The sequence below is a fragment of the Brevibacterium sediminis genome (assembly GCF_013623905.1).
Classification (GTDB): domain Bacteria; phylum Actinomycetota; class Actinomycetes; order Actinomycetales; family Brevibacteriaceae; genus Brevibacterium; species Brevibacterium sediminis.
The window spans coordinates 40,253-56,333 of sequence record NZ_JABKDD010000001.1; the positions used below are offsets into that span (position 1 = coordinate 40,253).

Sequence of the window (16,081 nt, forward strand, 5' to 3'; positions counted from 1 at the left end):
ATGTGAAACCAAACGCTAAGGAGTACTCAGTGGCCGAGATCGTTGCCGCAAACGCCCGTGAAATCCTGGATTCCCGGGGAAATCCCACCGTCGAGGTGGAAGTGCTGTTGGCCGATGAGTCCGTCGGTCGTGCCGGCGTTCCCTCCGGTGCCTCCACCGGAGAATTCGAAGCCGTGGAGCTGCGCGACGGAGATCCCGAGCGCTACCTGGGCAAGGGCGTCACCCAGGCCGTCGACGCTGTCGTCGACGAGATCCACGAAGTCATCGTCGGACTCGAAAGCGACGACCAGCGTCTCGTCGACCAGGCGCTCATCGAACTCGACGGCACCGACAACAAGTCCCGCATCGGCGCGAACGCGATGCTCGGCACCTCGCTGGCCGTGGCCCGCGCGGCAGCGGTCTCGGCGGATCTGCCCCTCTACCGCTACCTCGGCGGACCGAATGCGCACGTCATGCCCGTGCCGATGATGAACATCCTCAACGGCGGATCCCATGCCGACTCGAACGTCGACATCCAGGAATTCATGATCGCCCCGATCGGCGCCGCCAGCTTCCACGAAGCGCTGCAGTGGAGCGTCGAGGTCTACCACGCGCTCAAGGGAGTGCTCAAGGAACGCGGACTCTCGACCGGACTCGGCGATGAGGGCGGATTCGCTCCGAACCTCGACTCGAACGCCGCGGCGCTCGACCTCATCATCGAGGCCATCGACATCGCCGGGCACCGTCCCGGACGCGATATCGCCGTCGCCCTCGACGTGGCGTCCTCGGAGTTCTACGCCGACGGTGCCTACGAGTTCGAAGGCAGCAAGAAGACCGCCGAGGAGATGGCCGCCTACTACGAAGAGCTGCTGGCGAAGTACCCGCTCGTGTCGATCGAGGACCCCCTCGATGAGAACGACTGGGACGGCTGGGCGACCCTGACCGAGACGATCGGCTCGAAGGTGCAGCTCGTCGGCGACGACCTGTTCGTGACCAACCCCGAGCGCCTGCAGCGCGGTATCGACAACGCCACGGCGAACTCGCTGCTGGTCAAGGTCAACCAGATCGGTACCCTGACCGAGACCCTCGACGCTGTGTCTCTGGCGCAGACGAACGGCTACACCACGATGATCTCGCACCGTTCCGGCGAAACCGAGGACACGACCATCGCCGACTTGGCCGTGGCGACCAACGCCGGTCAGATCAAGGCCGGCGCCCCGGCACGATCGGAGCGCGTCGCGAAGTACAACCAGCTGCTGCGCATCGAAGAGCAGCTCGGAGATGCCGCACGCTACGCGGGCCGCAGCGCCTTCCCGCGCTTCGAAGCCTGAGGCGAGCAGGGCTCTGAACTCCCCGAGGCGGGGCCGGACGATCACAATGATCGCCCGGCCCCGCCTCGGGGTTTCCAGCTTCGGACCTCCCTCATCCGAGGCTTCTCGTCTCGAGTCTTCCCGCCTTCGGGCCTTCCTCCATCCGGGGCCGCATTTCTCACCGCGAAGTCTCCTCGTCGCGACGATTCTCCGTTGCCGGGCCCGGTTCACTGCGTCACCATTTGTCACCGGTGGTCTCATATCCGCCCACCGGCGACTATCCCTCGCGTTCCTCGTAATTTGCACCGTTGCACCACTCTGACGAGTCTCTATGGGTGAGGGACGGTCGAGCACCTGTAGGAGTTGCCGGCAACGGTGCGGGATGAAACTCTGCCAATCGCACCATGGGAGACGGTGTGCTCGACGAAATAGGGGTGAACGACAGCCGCGGTGCGGGATGCCTCGCCCTATGCAGCGATGTGCCGCCTGGTGCGGCGGTCCGCGGCGGTGCGCTGCGGTCCGCGATGCATCTGCGGCACAGATGCCCGCGGTGGGGACCAGGCGGTGGCGTTCTGCGCACGGCGGATGAACCGGAGGATGTCATAGAATTTCGCCTCCTCGAACAGCTCCTTCCAACTGATCCGAATCACCTGCCAACCTTGGTCGCGCAGCCACTGCTCGCGGCGGCGTTCCTGTTCGAGCTCCTCGCGGGGGACACCTGAACCGAGATAGAGCTTGCCGATGCCGTCGATCTCGATGATGAGACGAGCCCGGCGGTGACAGAAGTCGACGCGGATATCGCGCCTCAATGATTCGGCGTGAAACGTGACCTGCGGTTCCATCCCCGTGATCCCGTGTTCGTAGAATCGCACCGCGGCGACAGCCTCGGCGGGGGATTCGCGGCGAGAATCAGCCAGATCGATGGCCAGTCGCACTTTCGCGGAATTGCGCTTCTCCAAGCATTGAGCGAGTTTCGTGAGGATCTTCTCCCTGGTGGTCAGCTTTCGGTGCAGCGCATCATCGATCATCGGCACAGAGACGTCGAGGTTGTAGCTGCGGGCGACGTCGATGAGTGTGCGTTCGAGTGTGGTCACTTCGGCGCCGTTGATCGTTGCGCGGTGGTTCTGCGGGATGATGCTGCCGCGGACGTGGATAGTCTTGAATTTGCGGTTGGTGCCCCGCCGGACGACCTCGACCTGGTGGGTGACAGGGTGGGAGATGGGCAGATTGTGGATTAGTGCCGCAGAGATGTGCGAGAAGATCTCCGCCGGTGGGTTCGACTTCGCGTCGTCGGTTCTCCGATCGGCACGTTGTGCGAAGTGAGCCATCACCGAGGCGTTGAGATCGTTGATATCGTCGCGGATGACTCCGTGCTCGATGAAGACCTGGTGGACCTGTTCGGCGATGCTCGCCCAGAGCGGGCGATGGAAGTCCAGTTCGCAGACGTGGCGGACGAGATATGTGCCCCGCGACAGCCGTCGGAGGCAACATCTGCGGGCGCGCCTGATGTCGCCATGGTTGAATCCGAGCCGAAGGATGTCATCGGTGCTCAATAGTTTATACATGCATCTAAAATGCAATAAACGCAACCAAACAGCAATGAGCGCTCTCTTGTCTGTGGATAACTCTGTGGATAGGGCATTGATCGGGCGGAGCTCTCGCAAGATGACTGGTCGCAGGTCAGGTGATCGACGGCGGCGATCTTCGGACATCCGTCACCCCGAGGCGCATAACGCACCGCAGGAGCGAGGTGGTTTGCTGCCAAGAGTGAGAGGTGCCGTCGTGGGTGTAGGAGTTGGGGCTGCGGGGAGGGGGAAGCAGTAGTGGTGTGAGATGCCTGCGGGAGGCGAGGCTGAGATGGCTCCTGGGGCGGGCACGGGCTGAGGTGAGAGATGCTCGCGGGGGAGGAGTGGGCGGGACCGGACGTGACGGAGGATACGTGAGAATCGAACACGCCACGAGCTCGAAATCCTCGCGCAGGGAATGCGGACACGGCACACTTGGAGATGTTGCGACACTCTTCCCCGATCCCCAGTCGCAGAGGAAAGAAGCATGGTCCCGAGCAAGCCCAGACGAAGTGCCCCGAAATCGGCTCCTGGCAAAGCCACCCCTCGTCGACGCCCGAAACCGGTCATCGAAGCCGATGCCGGCACGGACGCCGAGGCGCGTGGCCGCCGCATGTCGGTGCGCACGGGAATCTTCCTCCTCGTCGTCGCAGCCGTCCTCCTCGCGTTCCTCTCGCCCCTGAACTCCGCACTCAAACAGGCCCAGCAGATCGCGGCCCTGAATAACGAGATCGAGACGACGAAAGCCGAGGTCAAGAGCCTCGAAGAGAAGAACGAGAACCTCAGAGACCCCGCCTACATCAAGCGCAAGGCCCGCGAAGACCAGTACTACGTGGAAAAGGGCAAGAACGCGGTCATCGTCACGAATCAAGAGGCCGTCGACGAGGAATCCGAGCCCGAACGGCCGGTTCGCAAGCAGGCCTGGTACCTTGAGTTGCTGGAGTCCATTCAGGAGACCGGCAACACCGTGGAGAAGAGCTGATGATCACAGAGTGCACCGAGGCGGATTTCGCTGTCCTCCAAGACCAACTCGGGCGCATTCCCCGAGGCGTCTTCGGCATCGCCGCCCGCAGCGCATCCGGTGAACCCCTCGTCGTCGCCACCGCTCCGCGCCTCGAGGACGGCACGCCGTTCCCGACGACCTTCTACCTCACCCATCCTGCCTACGTGGCCGAATGCTCGCGGCTGGAAGCCTCGGGAATCATGGCCGAATGGACTGCGGAGATCGGCGAAGACGAAGAGCTCGCTGCCGCCTACGCCGCCGCACACCGGGCCTACCTCGACGTCCGCTCTGAGATCGGCTCCGCAGCGGGCCTGGCGGAAGTTGAAGAGATCAAGGATTACTCCGCAGGCGGAATGCCGAACCGGGTCAAATGCCTCCACGCCCTCGTCGGCCACTCGCTGTCCGCCGGGCTCGGCATCAACCCCATCGGCGACCGCGCACTGTCGTTCATGAACGATGTGCCTCCGCTGGCCGAGACCGCTGCCACCACCGAATCCACCGACTAGGACCTGCCATGCGTGTTGCTGCCTTCGACTGCGGGACGAACTCCCTGCGCCTGCTCATCGCCGATGTCGCCGCCGACGGCACCCTCACCGACCTGCGTCGCGAAACCCGGATCGTCCGTCTCGGCCAAGGTGTCGACGCCACCGGCGAGTTCGCACCTGAGGCGCTCGAGCGCACCTTCGCCGTGGCGAAGGAATTCGCCGAGGTGGCCGCCGAGTACCGGCCGGAGAAGCTGAGATTCGTCGCGACCTCGGCCAGCCGCGACGTGAAGAATCGCGATGAGTTCTTCGCCGGGATCTTCTCGATCCTCGGCGTCGTCCCCGACGTCATCGCCGGTGAAGAGGAGGCCCGGCTGTCCTTCCTCGGCGCCACTGTCGGCCTCACGGATGCTGACGGACCCTATGTCGTCATGGACCTCGGCGGCGGCTCGACCGAACTCGTCCTCGGCCGAGACGATGTCCAGGCGGCCGTGAGCATGGACATCGGGTCGGTGCGTCTGACCGAACGGCACATGCCGGTCGAAACTCCCAGCCAGGACCAGATCCAGGCAGCTCTGGCCGATATAGACGGCCAGCTCGACCAGGCCGCGCAGATCGTCGACTTCGCGGCCCCGCGCACTTTCATCGGAGTCGCCGGCACCGTCACCACCATCACCGCAGGCATCCTCGGACTCGAAAGCTACCAGCGAGAGCGCATCCACGGAGCACATATCAGCGTCGCCGACGTCGCTGACGAATCCCGAAAGCTTCTGGCCATGGACCGCCAGGCACGCACGGACCTGCCGTATATGCATCCCGGACGCGTCGACGTCATCGGCGCCGGATCGCTGCTCTTCGCCAGGATCGTCGCCCGCTTCGACCAAGCCGTGGCGGCCGCCGGAGGATCGCTGGATATTCGGATCTCCGAAACCGACATCCTCGACGGGACCGCGCTCGACCTCGCGCTGACGAGCTCGTGAGAGCCGCCGCGCGACTCCTCGCCGTCACGACCGTCGTCCTCGGACTCGTCGTCGGTACCACCCAACCCGTCATGGCCGCGCCGAAGGCCGGACCCGGCCAGTGGTTCATCAAAGACTACGGAATCGACAAGGTCTGGAAGAAATCCACGGGCAAGGGCGTCAAAGTCGCAGTGATCGACTCCGGCGTCAACTCCGACCACGAAGACCTCAAGGGCGTCGTGAAGAAGTCCAAGGACTTCAGCGGACTGGGCAAGGACGGAAAGACCCCGCTGGGAGGGAAGACCACGATCCACCACGGCACCGCCGTGGCCGGAGTCATCGCCGGCCGAGGAGTCGGTGCCGGGCCGACCGGCGTCGCCCCGGACGCCGAGATCCTGTCGGCATCGATGTGGCTGGGTCCCGACCGCCCCAAGGAATCCGGATCGACTCGAGAACAGGCCGATGAAGCCATCCGATGGGCTGTCGACTCCGGTGCGAAGGTCATCAACATGTCCTTGGGATGGGACGATCCGGGCTGGCCGGAGAGCTGGGACGAATCCTTCGCCTACGCCTACAAGAAGGACGTGCTCGTCGTCGCCTGCGTCGGCAACGCCTCACAGGGAGCGACCCAGGCATGGTCGCCGTCGACGGTTCCGGGCGTCATCGGGGTGGGCGGACTCGACCAGAACGGGAAGGTCCTCGACGACTCCACCGCACCCGGCACCGCCGTCGACCTCATGGGTCCGGCCAAGGACATTCCCATTCCGTACTACAGCGGCGGCTACGCCGAAGGCCAAGGCTGCTCGTTCGCCTCACCCGTCGTGTCCGGTGTGGCAGCGCTCATCCGCTCCGAGAACCCCGACCTCAGCGCCGATGAGGTGCGAGCCATACTGCAGTCGAGTGCCAAACCGGTGGACGGTCACAAGGGCGTGAGCAAGAAGGGCAAGCCCGACCCGATCGTCGGCTGGGGGCGCGTCGACCCGCAGAGCGCCATCAAGGCGAAAGCGCCCAAGAACGTCTCCTCCGCCGAGGATGAGCTGGCGGATTGGGTGAAGATGCATCGTCGCGGGGATGCGAAGTCAGAAGAGACCGAAACCGCCGCACCGGATGAGACCGAGAGCCCGAAGGCTCTCGCTCCGACCGATATCGTCGCCACGCAGTCGACACCGACACTCGGCTTCGCCGTCCTCGGGGCCGGAGCCCTGATCGCCGTGGTCCTCATGATCATCTCGATCGTCTCCTTCGCCCGCCGTCGCCACTGAGGCCAGGTGCAGAAACTGCTCTGATCTGGGGCGTTCGAGTCCGTGGGACAAACAATTAGTGAAAGTTTTCACAAGGGTCTAGCATGGGATTATGGCACTCATCAGAAACTCAAAACTGCGTCCACGAATCCTCGTTGTCGGTGGCGGCTCGGTCGGCCTGCTCGCCGCTCAGAATCTGCTGAAGAACCTCGGTCGGGGCGAAGCCACCGTCACCGTGGTCGATCCCAACCCGTACATGACCTACCTGCCGTTCCTCCCCGAGGTGGCAGCCGGGTCGATCGAGCCTCGTCACGCTGTGGTGCCGCTGCGCCGCAACCTGCCGGGTGCCGAGGTCATCACCGCGAAGGTCACCTCGATCAACCACGCCGAGAAGTTCGCCACCATCGAACCCGAGAACGATGAAGCGTTCGAACTCGACTACGACCACATCATCCTCGCCTCCGGTTCGGTTGCCCGTGCGCTGCCGATCCCGGGCCTGAAGGAGAATGCGATCGCGCTCAAGCGCATCGAGGAAGCCGTCGCCCTGCGCGACCACCTCCTCTCCCGCCTCGCCGACGCCGCACTCATGGAGGACGACGAGGAGCGTCGCAAGGCTCTGACCTTCGTCTTCGTCGGCGGCGGATTCGCCGGCATCGAGCTGCTGACCGAACTCGAGGACATGGTCCGCTCGGCCATCGCCCAGTACGAGACGCTGACCGAAGCCGATGTCCGCTTCGTCCTCGTCGAGGCCCTCGGCCGCGTCATGCCCGAGGTCGGCGAAGCTCAGGCCCGTTGGGTCGTCGAGCACATGCGCGAACGCGGAATCGACGTCTACCTCGAGACCTTCCTCCAGGACTGCACCGACAAGCACGTCAAGCTTTCGAACGGCGAAGAGTTCGACGCCGACACTATTGTGTGGTCCGCCGGTGTCAAGGCCAACCCGATGCTCATCGACTCCGACCTGCCGATCAACGAACGCGGCAACGTCACCGTACGCGCCGACCTGCGGGTCGAGGGCGATGACGGTGTCGTCGAGGGCGCTTGGGCTGCCGGCGACAACGCCGCGGTTCCCGACCTGTCCGGCGGCGGAGTGGCAGGCTTCTGCGTGCCCAACGCTCAGCATGCTGTGCGTCAGGCTCCGGTGCTGGCTGCCAACGTGCTCGCCGCACTGCGCGGAGAGACCGAGTTCAAGCAGTACTTCCACAAGACCATCGGTACGGTCGCAGGCCTGGGCCTGTACAAGGGTGTTTCGCAGATGGGTGACTTCGAAGCCCGCGGACTCCTCGCCTGGCTCATGCACCGCGCCTACCACGGCTACGCGATCCCGACCATGGACCGCAAGGTCAGGGTCTTCGGCAACTGGTTCGTCAGCGCCGTCCTCGGCCGCGACGCCATGCCGCTGGCAGACCTCGATGTTCCGCGCAAGAACTTCGTCGAGGCCGCCAACTCGAAGCCGGCTCCGAAGAAGGAGCCTGCCAAGGCCTGACTTGAGGCAGCCGGTGCCATCCGGCGACAAGCCCTGATGAGACGACTGACGCCGGGGATGCAGATGCATCCCCGGCGTCAGTCATATCTGCAGGCCCTGCTGCGAGTGCGTCCTGCTCAGTTCGCCACGGTGAAGCGGGCGTCGATGTGCGCAGGCTCGGCGATCTCATCGACCATGGCTACGGCGAAGTCCTCGGCCGAGATCGAGTCGCCCGCGGGCACCTCGAGCTCGACATTGTAGGAACCGGTGCGCTCACCCGGAGCGATCTCCGGGGCGGGGGAGATGAGCGTCCACGGGGACGGGTTCGCGGCACGAAGAAGCTCGAGGGCCTTCGTGCCGGTCTCTGCCTCAGCCTTGTACGCGGGAGGAAAGCCCTCGGTGTCCTTGAGCATCGTGTCCCCGGCGAACAGGGAACCGGCACCGCCGACGACGAACAGTCGCGTATCGCCGCTGGCCTTCGCCAGGGCCGACAGAGCTTCGAGCCATTCCTGGTGGTCCCCGCCCGTGCGGCTGGGTCCGGTGGTGGAGACGATGACATCGTGATCGGCGGCCATGCGTGCTCCGAGCTCCGCATCGGCCATGTCGCCGGCGACTGAGCGGGTCGCTCCGGCCACCTCGGTGCCGGAGCGGGTGATGGCGGTGACCTCGATCCCGCGAGAGGCCGCCTCGGCGACGACGCGAGAGCCGATCATTCCCGATGCTCCAAAGAGTGCGATCTTCATAAGAGTCCCTTCGTTCTTCGTGCGGCGCGACTGCGGTGCACGGTGGATGTCGTAGTCTGACTCTCCTAAGGTATCTTTTGGATATCGAGTACCTCAAGGATACTATTGGGCTATGAGTATGAAAGTTCGCTGGGAAGGCGATGCCTTCGACCCTGAATGTCCGACCCGAGTGGTTCTCGATCGCGTCGGAGACAAGTGGACGGTGCTTATCGTCGACATTCTCGATTCCGGTCCGAAGCGTTTCAACGAGATCCGGCTGGCCATCGGCGGGATCACCCCGAAGGTGCTGACCTCGACCCTGCGATCGCTTGTCGCCGATGGCCTCATCGAGCGCGAGGTCTTCGGCGAGGTGCCACCGCGGGTGGAATACTCGCTCACCGATCTCGGGCGATCGCTGCAGGATCCTGTGGCCGCGCTTCGGAAGTGGGCGGAGGCCAACGTCGCGGAGATCGTCGAGAACCGGGACCGCCATGACGAGGCACATGCGTCCGCGGGATTGCGAGCGTTCCGGTGACCGGAGCCTAACGGTCAACCGGCGGCTGGTGCGGGCGTTTCGGCAGAGACGATGGGTCGCATGTCGACCAGTCGAGTGTGGCGGATGCTGTCACACTCGTACTGCGGAGGAGCAGCAATAGGGATCAGCCGCGGGAGAGCTGTCCGAGCACGGTGACGAAATCACGCAGCTCTCCGGCGACGCGATAGACCCGAGGTGAACCGGAGTAGACCCAGTTGTTCGTGATGATCGAGGCGCTGCCGCCGTTCGTCGCCTGTTTGAACTCGGCGACGTTGAGCGTCGCAAGATGATCCTCGACGAGGCGGCTGCGCAGGTCCGAACCCATCTGCACCCAATGATCGGCTGCCTCGAAGCCGATCTCCGTCCAGTCGCCTCCAGCTTCACGGAAGGCGACCGGGCGACCCAGCGGAGGGAAATCGGCTGCGGTGGAGTCGTCTGTCGCGGTGGGGGAGGCCGCCTCGGTGGCGGTGATGATAACGGCGGGACCGTGCTGGCTGCGGGCGAGATCATCGTCGACGGAGGCGATCGGCAACGGTGCCTGACCTGGGCTGAGAAGAAGGAACGGCATAGGACGATCATGCCGCACTCGACGCGATTCGGCGATCTCGGTCGGTACTCGACGACGACGAAGAATGGTCCCCCCAGTGGGACTCGAACCCACACTGAATCGATTTTAAGTCGACTGCCTCTGCCGATTGGGCTATAGGGGGAATGCTCAGAACACACTTTATCGGCAAAGCCCGGCCACCGCGATCTGAGACATTCCGCGGACGATCCGGGCACACGGCTAACCTGGAACGATGACGACGAACGGACCCACCCGGCAGGCCTGGGTGATCCTCGTCGTCGGCGTCCTCACGCAGATGGCGGCGACCATCGCGATCGCCGGACCCGCCTTCCTCATCCCCTATATGCACTCCGACCTCGGGTTCACACTCACCCAGGCCGGCACCGTCGCGGCCGCACCGAGCTTCGGACTCATCCTCACCCTCATCGCCTGGGGCGCATTCGCCGACCGATTCGGCGAACGTCTGGCGATGACATTGGGCATCGGACTGACGGCTGCCTTCTCGGCCGCCGCCGTGCTCGTCGTCGACTCGCCGATCTGGATGGTCATTGTCATCGCCGCCTCCGGTGCCGCGGCCGCCTCGGTCAACTCTGCATCCGGCCGCGTCGTCATGGGCTGGTTCCCCCGCCACCGCCGAGGACTGGCCATGGGCATTCGCCAGATGTCCCAACCACTGGGCACGAGCGTGGCCGCTGTGACCATCCCACCGATCGCCGCGGCCGGCGGATTCCCCGCCTACCTCTGGTTCGTCGCCGCCGTGACCGGCGTCCTCGCCCTCATCTGCTTCGCCCTCATCCGCAACCCACCGGACCCGACCCCCACCCGCGCCGAGGTGGCCGACCCCGACCGCGACACCCTACCGGAGGCGGAACGACACGGACAGAACGAACCGGGCACCGCCTCGGCGGGGGAGGGGAAGCCCAGCGCCGCCTCGACGATCAATCCCTACCGCAGCGACTCCTTCCTGTGGCGCATCCACGCGGTCTCCGCGCTCCTCGTCGTCCCGCAGTTCGCGTTCTCCACCTACGGACTCGTCTGGCTCATCGTCGTCCAAGGGATCGGCGCGGGCGCCGCCGGAGCGATCGTCGCGATCGCGCAGATCGTCGGAGCAGTCGGCCGCATGGTCGTCGGCGCGCTCTCCGACCGCACGGGATCCCGCGTCGGCCTCATGCGCATCGTCGCCGTCGCAGCCGTGATCGTCGTCGTGGCCATCGCCATCCTGTCGTTGACGGAGCTGCCCGCCGTCGCCGCAGTCGTCTTCATCCTCGCCTCAGCCGTCTCCGTGGCCGACAACGGACTGGCCTTCGCCTCGGTCGCCGAAGCCGCCGGACCGCGCTGGTCGGGCAAAGCGCTGGGAGCCCAGAACACGGGACAGTTCGTCATGTCGGCCCTGCTCGGCCCCGGATTCGGTGCCCTGGTGACGGCATTCGGCTACCCGCTGTCCTTCGGACTCATCGCCATCGCCCCACTGTTGAGCGTCGGAATCATCCCGCGACGCGACGTCGATCGCATAACCTGATATTCATCTCGGCACATTATCGTGCACGAGGCACACCCCGGTGTCGACAGCGAAAGGGAAGGATCTCGTGAACAATCTGTTCCAAGAGAATCTGCGGGAGTACATCGACAAACTCCGCCTCGAAGGGTACACCGTCGAGGACAGTCAGACCACGGATCCGCACCTCATCGACCCCATGGGCCGGGCCGTCGAAACGTGGCGGGAAGGATACCCGTACGACGAACAGATGGACCGGGAAGAGTACGAACTCGAGAAGTACAGACTGCAGGTCGAACTGCTGAAATTCCAGTACTGGGGTCAGGACACGGGCGCCAAACACGTCATCGTCTTCGAAGGTCGTGACGCCGCCGGCAAGGGCGGAACGATCAAACGCTTCACCGAACACCTCAACCCGCGTGCCGCCCGCGTCGTCGCACTCAACAAACCCTCCGACCGCGAAGCCGGACAGTGGTACTTCCAGCGCTACATCTCCCACCTGCCCACGAGCGGGGAGATCGTCATGTTCGACCGCTCCTGGTACAACCGGGGCAACGTCGAGAGGGTCATGGGATTCTGCACCGACGACGAATACGAGACCTTCATGGAACAGGCTCCGGTGTTCGAGAAGATGCTCATCGACTCCGGAGTCCACGTCACGAAGTTCTGGTTCTCCGTGACCCAGAGAGAGCAGCGGACCCGGTTTGCGATCCGTCAGATCGACCCGGTGCGGCGGTGGAAGCTCTCACCGATGGATCTCGAGTCCCTCGATCGCTGGGACGACTACACGGAGGCGAAGGAAGAGACGTTCCGCCGCACGGACACCGACCACGCTCCGTGGATCACGATCAAGAGCAATGACAAGAAACGCGCCCGCCTCAACGCGATGCGCTACTTCCTCAACCAGTTCGACTATGAGGACAAAGACCCCTCGGTCGTCTACGAAGCCGACCCGCTGCTCGTCCGCCGCGGCCGCGACGCCGTCGACGACTAGCCCGCAGTCGTCCACCGTCACCGAGGCGGGGGATCGGAGATCGCTGGTCTCATACGCGGATGATTTCGGACAGAAATTCGGCCGGGTGGAAGGGGAAAGACCACCCGGCCGGAACCGTGGAGCGGGACTCGAACCCGCTGTGCAATGACGCGCCTCTGTGCCGCCGGAGGCCGATGCTCCGGACTGCGGCGAAACCGAATCAGATCTCTGCGGCGGCGTCCTTCCGTGCCTTGCGCAGCGCCCGGCGCTTCTTGTGCCCGGTGAAGCTGAGCAGGAAGAGGATGATCGCCAGGAGCACGAAGAGCCCGCCGCCGGCGATGCCCGCATCGACCCAGAACTGAGGCGGGAAGAGGCGGATGAGCGAATCATCGGCGTAGAACTCCCAGGTCCCATCGGCGAAGAACACCTTGTGGAACCCGCGGAAGAAGCTGTCCCAGCCGAGGACGGCGACAACGGCGACAGCGGCCATGAAGATGATGCTGAAGATCGACCCCAGACGCACGCCTGCATGGATGCCCGATCCGTTCTTGCGGCACATGTAGATGCCGAACAGCACAGATCCGATGATGCCGACGAGAGCCACGAGGTAGAGCAGCGAGATCAGACCCTTGACGTCAGCCATATGGCTGAGCTCGTCGGAGATGAAGATCGGCTCTCCGTTGGGCATGACGATATCGGCGAGGTAGCGCCGGGAATCGAAGTTGTGCAGGTAGTCGATGACATAGGTCCCGTAGTGCTCACGGTCGGCGGCACTGAAGCCGAACCGATCGGCCGGGAAGCCGGGCCGGAAGTACTCGAACTTGAGGAAGATCCCCGAGGCGACGAAGCGCACTGCCAGAGCCAACAGGACGAAGGGGGTGGCGAGCATGATCCAGATTGTGCCGATGACATCGAGCACGGACCGGCGTCGTTCGGGCACCTCGGGATCGCGGGCATCGGTCGACGTCGCCGCCTTCGACACGGCGGCCCAATCGGCTTCGCTCATCACTGCGGTGCGCGCATTCTGCGGCACCTCGCGTGTGGTCCCGGTATCGGTCGAGGATGATGCCCCGGCTGTCGATGAAACGGCGGCCGAATCCGTGCCGGCGGACTTCTGCGCGGCGGTGTGATCGGCGGTACGCGTGCTCGCGGGCTGAGAGGCCGGATTCGTCGAGTGGGCGGGAGTCACCCTCACCGGGCCCGTCGAGGGCTTCGCATCCGCGGAATGCTTGGGGGCATCCTCGGCGATGGGATCCGTGATCGGATCGAACGCCTCGGTGTCGGTCGAGGGATCATTGGCCGCCTCCAGAGGGGCCTGCGACTGCTTATCGGCAGCACTGGCAGACCCTGAACTCATCCGCCTGCTCAGGAGGTCTTCGGTCTCGTGCTTCTCGTCTCTGGACACATCCCCATTGTCAGTGACCACAGGGTCCTAGCCCGGGAGGACACGCCACGGCGGCCGATTTCGCGGAGTCAGCCGAGGAGGGCGGCGATGATGACGAGAGCCGGAACGGAGAGCACGGTGGTGATGAAGACGGCATCGCGCATGAGCGCCTCGGATTGTCGGTACTGCATCGAGTAGATGTAGACGTTCTGCGCGGTCGGCAGCGCGGAGGTGACGACGATGGCGAAGAGGTCGACCCCGTCGTAGCCGAGCAGAGGGCCGCCGATGGCCCACGCGATGACCGGTTGAGCGATGAGTTTGGCGCCGGTGATGTAGCTCAGCTGTGCGCGGCTGCCCTTGACGGGGATTCCCCACCCGTCCTTAAGCGAGATGCCGAACGCCAACAGGGCACCCGGGACCGCGGTGGCGCCGATCATGTCGATGGGCTCGAAGACGAAGCGCGGCAGCTCGAAGCCCGTCGCCGAGGCGGCCACACCGGCTGCAGCACCGAGGACGATGGGGTTCTTGAGCACTTGGAGGATCGCGGAGTACCAGTGCGAATCATGTTGCTTCTTGCCCGCACCGTCGAGCACGGCCATGCCGATGGGGGCGAGGACGAGCAGCTGGAAGAGCAGGACCGGGGCGACATAGCCGATGTCGCGGAGGACATAGGCGGCGATCGGGATGCCGAGATTGCCGATGTTGACGTAGCTGGTCGCCCACGCGGAGAACATCGCCTCCCCGGTGCTGCGCTTTCTGATCCACTTAGTGAGGACGAAGAGAGCGGCACCGACGATGAGCGCCGAGCCGCCGGTGGCGAAGAGCGCGGTGTTGAAGATCAGCCCGAGGTCGGTCTCGGAGACTGTGATATAGAGCAGCGTCGGGGTGCCGGCGTAGAAGACGAGCTTCGCGATGACCTGCTGACCGTGCGGACCGAGAACGCCGGAGCGGCCGAGGACGAACCCGACCAGAATGACTCCGGCGATGACGGCGAAACCTTCGAATACGGCCAGCATGGGCTGCTCGGTTCCTCGCTTCCTGCGTCTGGGAGTGCCGCGGTCAGTCTGGTGCGGCTGGTGTCAGTCCCGTAGAGCGGGTATCAGTTCGGGACGGTCGGGATCGTCGCCGGGCGGAATCCGCGGCGGGGTGCGGAGGTCGGGCCTCCTCGGCGGTGGGGTCAGTCCGCCTCGGCGATATCGGAGACGACATAGGAGGCTGCGGCGCTGACCGCACTGACGGCGAACACGGCCGGCCATGCGCCGATCTTCTTCGCCAGGGGATGGGAGGCACCGAACCCGCCGAGGTAGGCCAAGCTCAGTCCGGTGGCGGCGGGCCAGCCCTTCTTCACATACCAGGAGCGGGCGGCGTAGGCACCCGCTGCGGCGAGGACGACTCCGCCGAGGGGGCGGATCCCGGTCTCGCGGGCGGTGAGGAAGCCGCCGATGAGGCCGACGGCGACGAGTGGGGCGGTGGAGACTTCGCGTGCATCCTTCATACGCACCAGTTTAGGCGTGCAGTTCAGCGGACCGGACGGCGGTCTCATAACGCGGCATGCGCAGCAGGTGTGCGCGATGTCGGGCGGGAGCAGGTGGGATGCCGATCAGGAGGTCTGGGAAGTTGAGCGGGTGGAGAGCCTCAGAACAGGCTGATCTTGATGACCGAGGCGATGCTCAGCACCGAAATGAGGCACACCGAGGTGGTGAGGAAGATGACCGCCCACGGCGACGGCCGACCGCGTTCGGCCCGAATCGAGACCGAACCTAGCCGGTAGCGTCTGACCTGCATGGCGATGGCGACGATAGCCATGCCCATGCACACGACGAAGAGCGCCACCGACCAGCCTTGGAAGACGTGGATGAAGCGCATGAAGATGAGGCTGACGACCGTCATCGTCAGACTCGTGCGCAGCCATGATTGGACGGTGCGTTCCGGCTGCAGAGCCGGATCGTCATGCGGCTGCGGTCGCGGTGAGCGGGTCGGCATCACAGTAGGCCGGCGAACACCAGGACGAGGAGACCGGCTCCCAGCGCCGAGGCGAGGCTGACGATGGGGATGATGAGCGGCAGCGGCAGCGAGGTCTTGCGACGCATCGCCGATTCGATGCGATGCCAGCGGACGGCGGCACCGGCGGCGAGGATGAAGCCGATGACCATGAGCACGATCGACAGGGTCGCCCGCAGACCGGTGCCGAAGATCTCCGAGGTGAAGGCCTCGACGGCGATTCCGCCGCCGATGAACGCCAACGCGGTGCGGATCCAGGACAGGAAGGTCCGCTCGTTGGCCAGGGTGAAGCGAGGATCGGGGTCGACTCCGTCGGGGAAGACCCGTCGGGCGATGCGGCTGCGGGAGTCCTGCGACGAATAGTTCTCACTCACCCTTCGAGGATAACCGTAGACGGCG

17 protein-coding genes and 1 tRNA gene are annotated in these 16,081 nt (G+C 64.8%); 9 read left to right on the forward strand and 9 right to left on the reverse strand.

Features of this window, described 5'->3' with window-relative positions; all coding sequences use genetic code 11:
* The first annotated feature begins 29 nt into the window (after positions 1-29).
* Positions 30-1,310 (forward strand): phosphopyruvate hydratase, encoded by a 1,281-nt coding sequence (eno, locus tag HK108_RS00195; RefSeq protein ID WP_139907336.1) that lies wholly within the window; start codon positions 30-32, stop codon positions 1,308-1,310.
* Between the two features lie 446 nt (positions 1,311-1,756).
* Here the strand turns inward: eno and HK108_RS00200 are convergent, their stop codons facing one another.
* Complete coding sequence (locus HK108_RS00200; RefSeq protein ID WP_181270299.1) at positions 1,757-2,854, reverse strand: DUF559 domain-containing protein; 1,098 nt, start codon at positions 2,852-2,854, stop codon at positions 1,757-1,759.
* A 487-nt stretch (positions 2,855-3,341) separates the two neighbouring features.
* Between HK108_RS00200 and HK108_RS00205 the strand changes: the two genes are divergently transcribed.
* The 5 genes from HK108_RS00205 (at position 3,342) to HK108_RS00225 (ending at position 8,025) form a co-directional block, all read left to right on the forward strand.
* Entirely contained in the window at positions 3,342-3,836 is a 495-nt protein-coding gene (locus HK108_RS00205) for an FtsB family cell division protein (RefSeq protein ID WP_172168647.1), read from the forward strand.
* Complete coding sequence (locus tag HK108_RS00210) at positions 3,836-4,363, forward strand: DUF501 domain-containing protein (RefSeq protein WP_181270300.1); 528 nt, start codon at positions 3,836-3,838, stop codon at positions 4,361-4,363. The genes HK108_RS00205 and HK108_RS00210 overlap by 1 nt, the downstream gene beginning before the upstream one ends.
* Before the next feature lie 8 nt (positions 4,364-4,371).
* Positions 4,372-5,319 (forward strand): Ppx/GppA phosphatase family protein, encoded by a 948-nt coding sequence (locus HK108_RS00215; protein WP_181270301.1) that lies wholly within the window; start codon positions 4,372-4,374, stop codon positions 5,317-5,319.
* A complete protein-coding gene (locus tag HK108_RS00220; protein WP_229663870.1) occupies positions 5,316-6,560 on the forward strand; it encodes a S8 family peptidase in 1,245 nt (414 codons plus the stop codon). The genes HK108_RS00215 and HK108_RS00220 overlap by 4 nt, the downstream gene beginning before the upstream one ends.
* A 91-nt stretch (positions 6,561-6,651) precedes the next feature.
* Complete coding sequence (locus HK108_RS00225; RefSeq protein WP_139469659.1) at positions 6,652-8,025, forward strand: NAD(P)/FAD-dependent oxidoreductase; 1,374 nt, start codon at positions 6,652-6,654, stop codon at positions 8,023-8,025.
* Positions 8,026-8,141: 116 nt separating this feature from the next.
* On the opposite strand, the gene HK108_RS00230 is transcribed toward HK108_RS00225, so the two are convergent.
* Positions 8,142-8,747 carry an NAD(P)-dependent oxidoreductase gene (locus HK108_RS00230; RefSeq protein WP_139469658.1) on the reverse strand — a complete coding sequence of 202 codons (606 nt, stop codon included), beginning with the start codon at positions 8,745-8,747 and terminating at the stop codon, positions 8,142-8,144.
* Between the two features lie 118 nt (positions 8,748-8,865).
* On the opposite strand from HK108_RS00230, the gene HK108_RS00235 reads away from it, so the two are divergent.
* On the forward strand, positions 8,866-9,261 hold the full coding sequence (locus HK108_RS00235; RefSeq protein WP_219922142.1) for a winged helix-turn-helix transcriptional regulator: 396 nt from the start codon (positions 8,866-8,868) through the stop codon (positions 9,259-9,261).
* Between the two features lie 124 nt (positions 9,262-9,385).
* Here the strand turns inward: HK108_RS00235 and HK108_RS00240 are convergent, their stop codons facing one another.
* Both HK108_RS00240 and HK108_RS00245 read right to left on the reverse strand, forming a co-directional pair.
* The gene (locus tag HK108_RS00240) at positions 9,386-9,829 is read right to left on the reverse strand and encodes a hypothetical protein (protein WP_139469657.1); all 444 of its coding nucleotides are present in this window, start codon (positions 9,827-9,829) and stop codon (positions 9,386-9,388) included.
* A gap of 65 nt (positions 9,830-9,894) precedes the next feature.
* Positions 9,895-9,971, reverse strand: a tRNA-Leu gene (locus tag HK108_RS00245).
* A gap of 90 nt (positions 9,972-10,061) precedes the next feature.
* On the opposite strand from HK108_RS00245, the gene HK108_RS00250 reads away from it, so the two are divergent.
* Complete coding sequence (locus HK108_RS00250) at positions 10,062-11,348, forward strand: MFS transporter (protein ID WP_172168655.1); 1,287 nt, start codon at positions 10,062-10,064, stop codon at positions 11,346-11,348.
* Between the two features lie 67 nt (positions 11,349-11,415).
* Complete coding sequence (gene ppk2 / locus HK108_RS00255) at positions 11,416-12,318, forward strand: polyphosphate kinase 2 (RefSeq protein ID WP_139469655.1); 903 nt, start codon at positions 11,416-11,418, stop codon at positions 12,316-12,318.
* Between the two features lie 199 nt (positions 12,319-12,517).
* Here the strand turns inward: ppk2 and HK108_RS00260 are convergent, their stop codons facing one another.
* The 5 genes from HK108_RS00260 to HK108_RS00280 all read right to left on the reverse strand — a co-directional run bounded on the left by HK108_RS00260 (position 12,518) and on the right by HK108_RS00280 (position 16,056).
* Positions 12,518-13,702 (reverse strand): TIGR01906 family membrane protein, encoded by a 1,185-nt coding sequence (locus HK108_RS00260; RefSeq protein ID WP_229663871.1) that lies wholly within the window; start codon positions 13,700-13,702, stop codon positions 12,518-12,520.
* Positions 13,703-13,770: 68 nt separating this feature from the next.
* Positions 13,771-14,697, reverse strand: a complete 927-nt coding sequence (locus HK108_RS00265; protein WP_139469653.1) for an AEC family transporter — start codon at positions 14,695-14,697, stop codon at positions 13,771-13,773.
* A gap of 161 nt (positions 14,698-14,858) precedes the next feature.
* Positions 14,859-15,176 carry a hypothetical protein gene (locus HK108_RS00270; RefSeq protein WP_229663872.1) on the reverse strand — a complete coding sequence of 106 codons (318 nt, stop codon included), beginning with the start codon at positions 15,174-15,176 and terminating at the stop codon, positions 14,859-14,861.
* Positions 15,177-15,316: 140 nt separating this feature from the next.
* Positions 15,317-15,664, reverse strand: coding sequence for a DUF202 domain-containing protein (locus HK108_RS00275; protein WP_101545131.1), 348 nt, complete (start codon positions 15,662-15,664; stop codon positions 15,317-15,319).
* Complete coding sequence (locus HK108_RS00280; protein ID WP_181270303.1) at positions 15,664-16,056, reverse strand: YidH family protein; 393 nt, start codon at positions 16,054-16,056, stop codon at positions 15,664-15,666. The genes HK108_RS00275 and HK108_RS00280 overlap by 1 nt, the downstream gene beginning before the upstream one ends.
* Positions 16,057-16,081 lie beyond the last annotated feature (25 nt).

Excerpts from the sequence above, each read along its gene's own strand:
- HK108_RS00270 (WP_229663872.1), bottom strand. The coding sequence starts at position 15,176 with ATGAAGGATGCACGCGAAGTCTCCACCGCCCCACTCGTCGCCGTCGGC.
- HK108_RS00265 (WP_139469653.1), bottom strand. The coding sequence starts at position 14,697 with ATGCTGGCCGTATTCGAAGGTTTCGCCGTCATCGCCGGAGTCATTCTG.
- HK108_RS00215 (WP_181270301.1), top strand. The coding sequence starts at position 4,372 with ATGCGTGTTGCTGCCTTCGACTGCGGGACGAACTCCCTGCGCCTGCTC.
- HK108_RS00275 (WP_101545131.1), bottom strand. The coding sequence starts at position 15,664 with ATGCCGACCCGCTCACCGCGACCGCAGCCGCATGACGATCCGGCTCTG.
- HK108_RS00205 (WP_172168647.1), top strand. The coding sequence starts at position 3,342 with ATGGTCCCGAGCAAGCCCAGACGAAGTGCCCCGAAATCGGCTCCTGGC.
- HK108_RS00230 (WP_139469658.1), bottom strand. The coding sequence starts at position 8,747 with ATGAAGATCGCACTCTTTGGAGCATCGGGAATGATCGGCTCTCGCGTC.
- HK108_RS00250 (WP_172168655.1), top strand. The coding sequence starts at position 10,062 with ATGACGACGAACGGACCCACCCGGCAGGCCTGGGTGATCCTCGTCGTC.
- HK108_RS00240 (WP_139469657.1), bottom strand. The coding sequence starts at position 9,829 with ATGCCGTTCCTTCTTCTCAGCCCAGGTCAGGCACCGTTGCCGATCGCC.
- HK108_RS00200 (WP_181270299.1), bottom strand. The coding sequence starts at position 2,854 with ATGTATAAACTATTGAGCACCGATGACATCCTTCGGCTCGGATTCAAC.
- HK108_RS00235 (WP_219922142.1), top strand. The coding sequence starts at position 8,866 with ATGAAAGTTCGCTGGGAAGGCGATGCCTTCGACCCTGAATGTCCGACC.
- HK108_RS00210 (WP_181270300.1), top strand. The coding sequence starts at position 3,836 with ATGATCACAGAGTGCACCGAGGCGGATTTCGCTGTCCTCCAAGACCAA.
- HK108_RS00225 (WP_139469659.1), top strand. The coding sequence starts at position 6,652 with ATGGCACTCATCAGAAACTCAAAACTGCGTCCACGAATCCTCGTTGTC.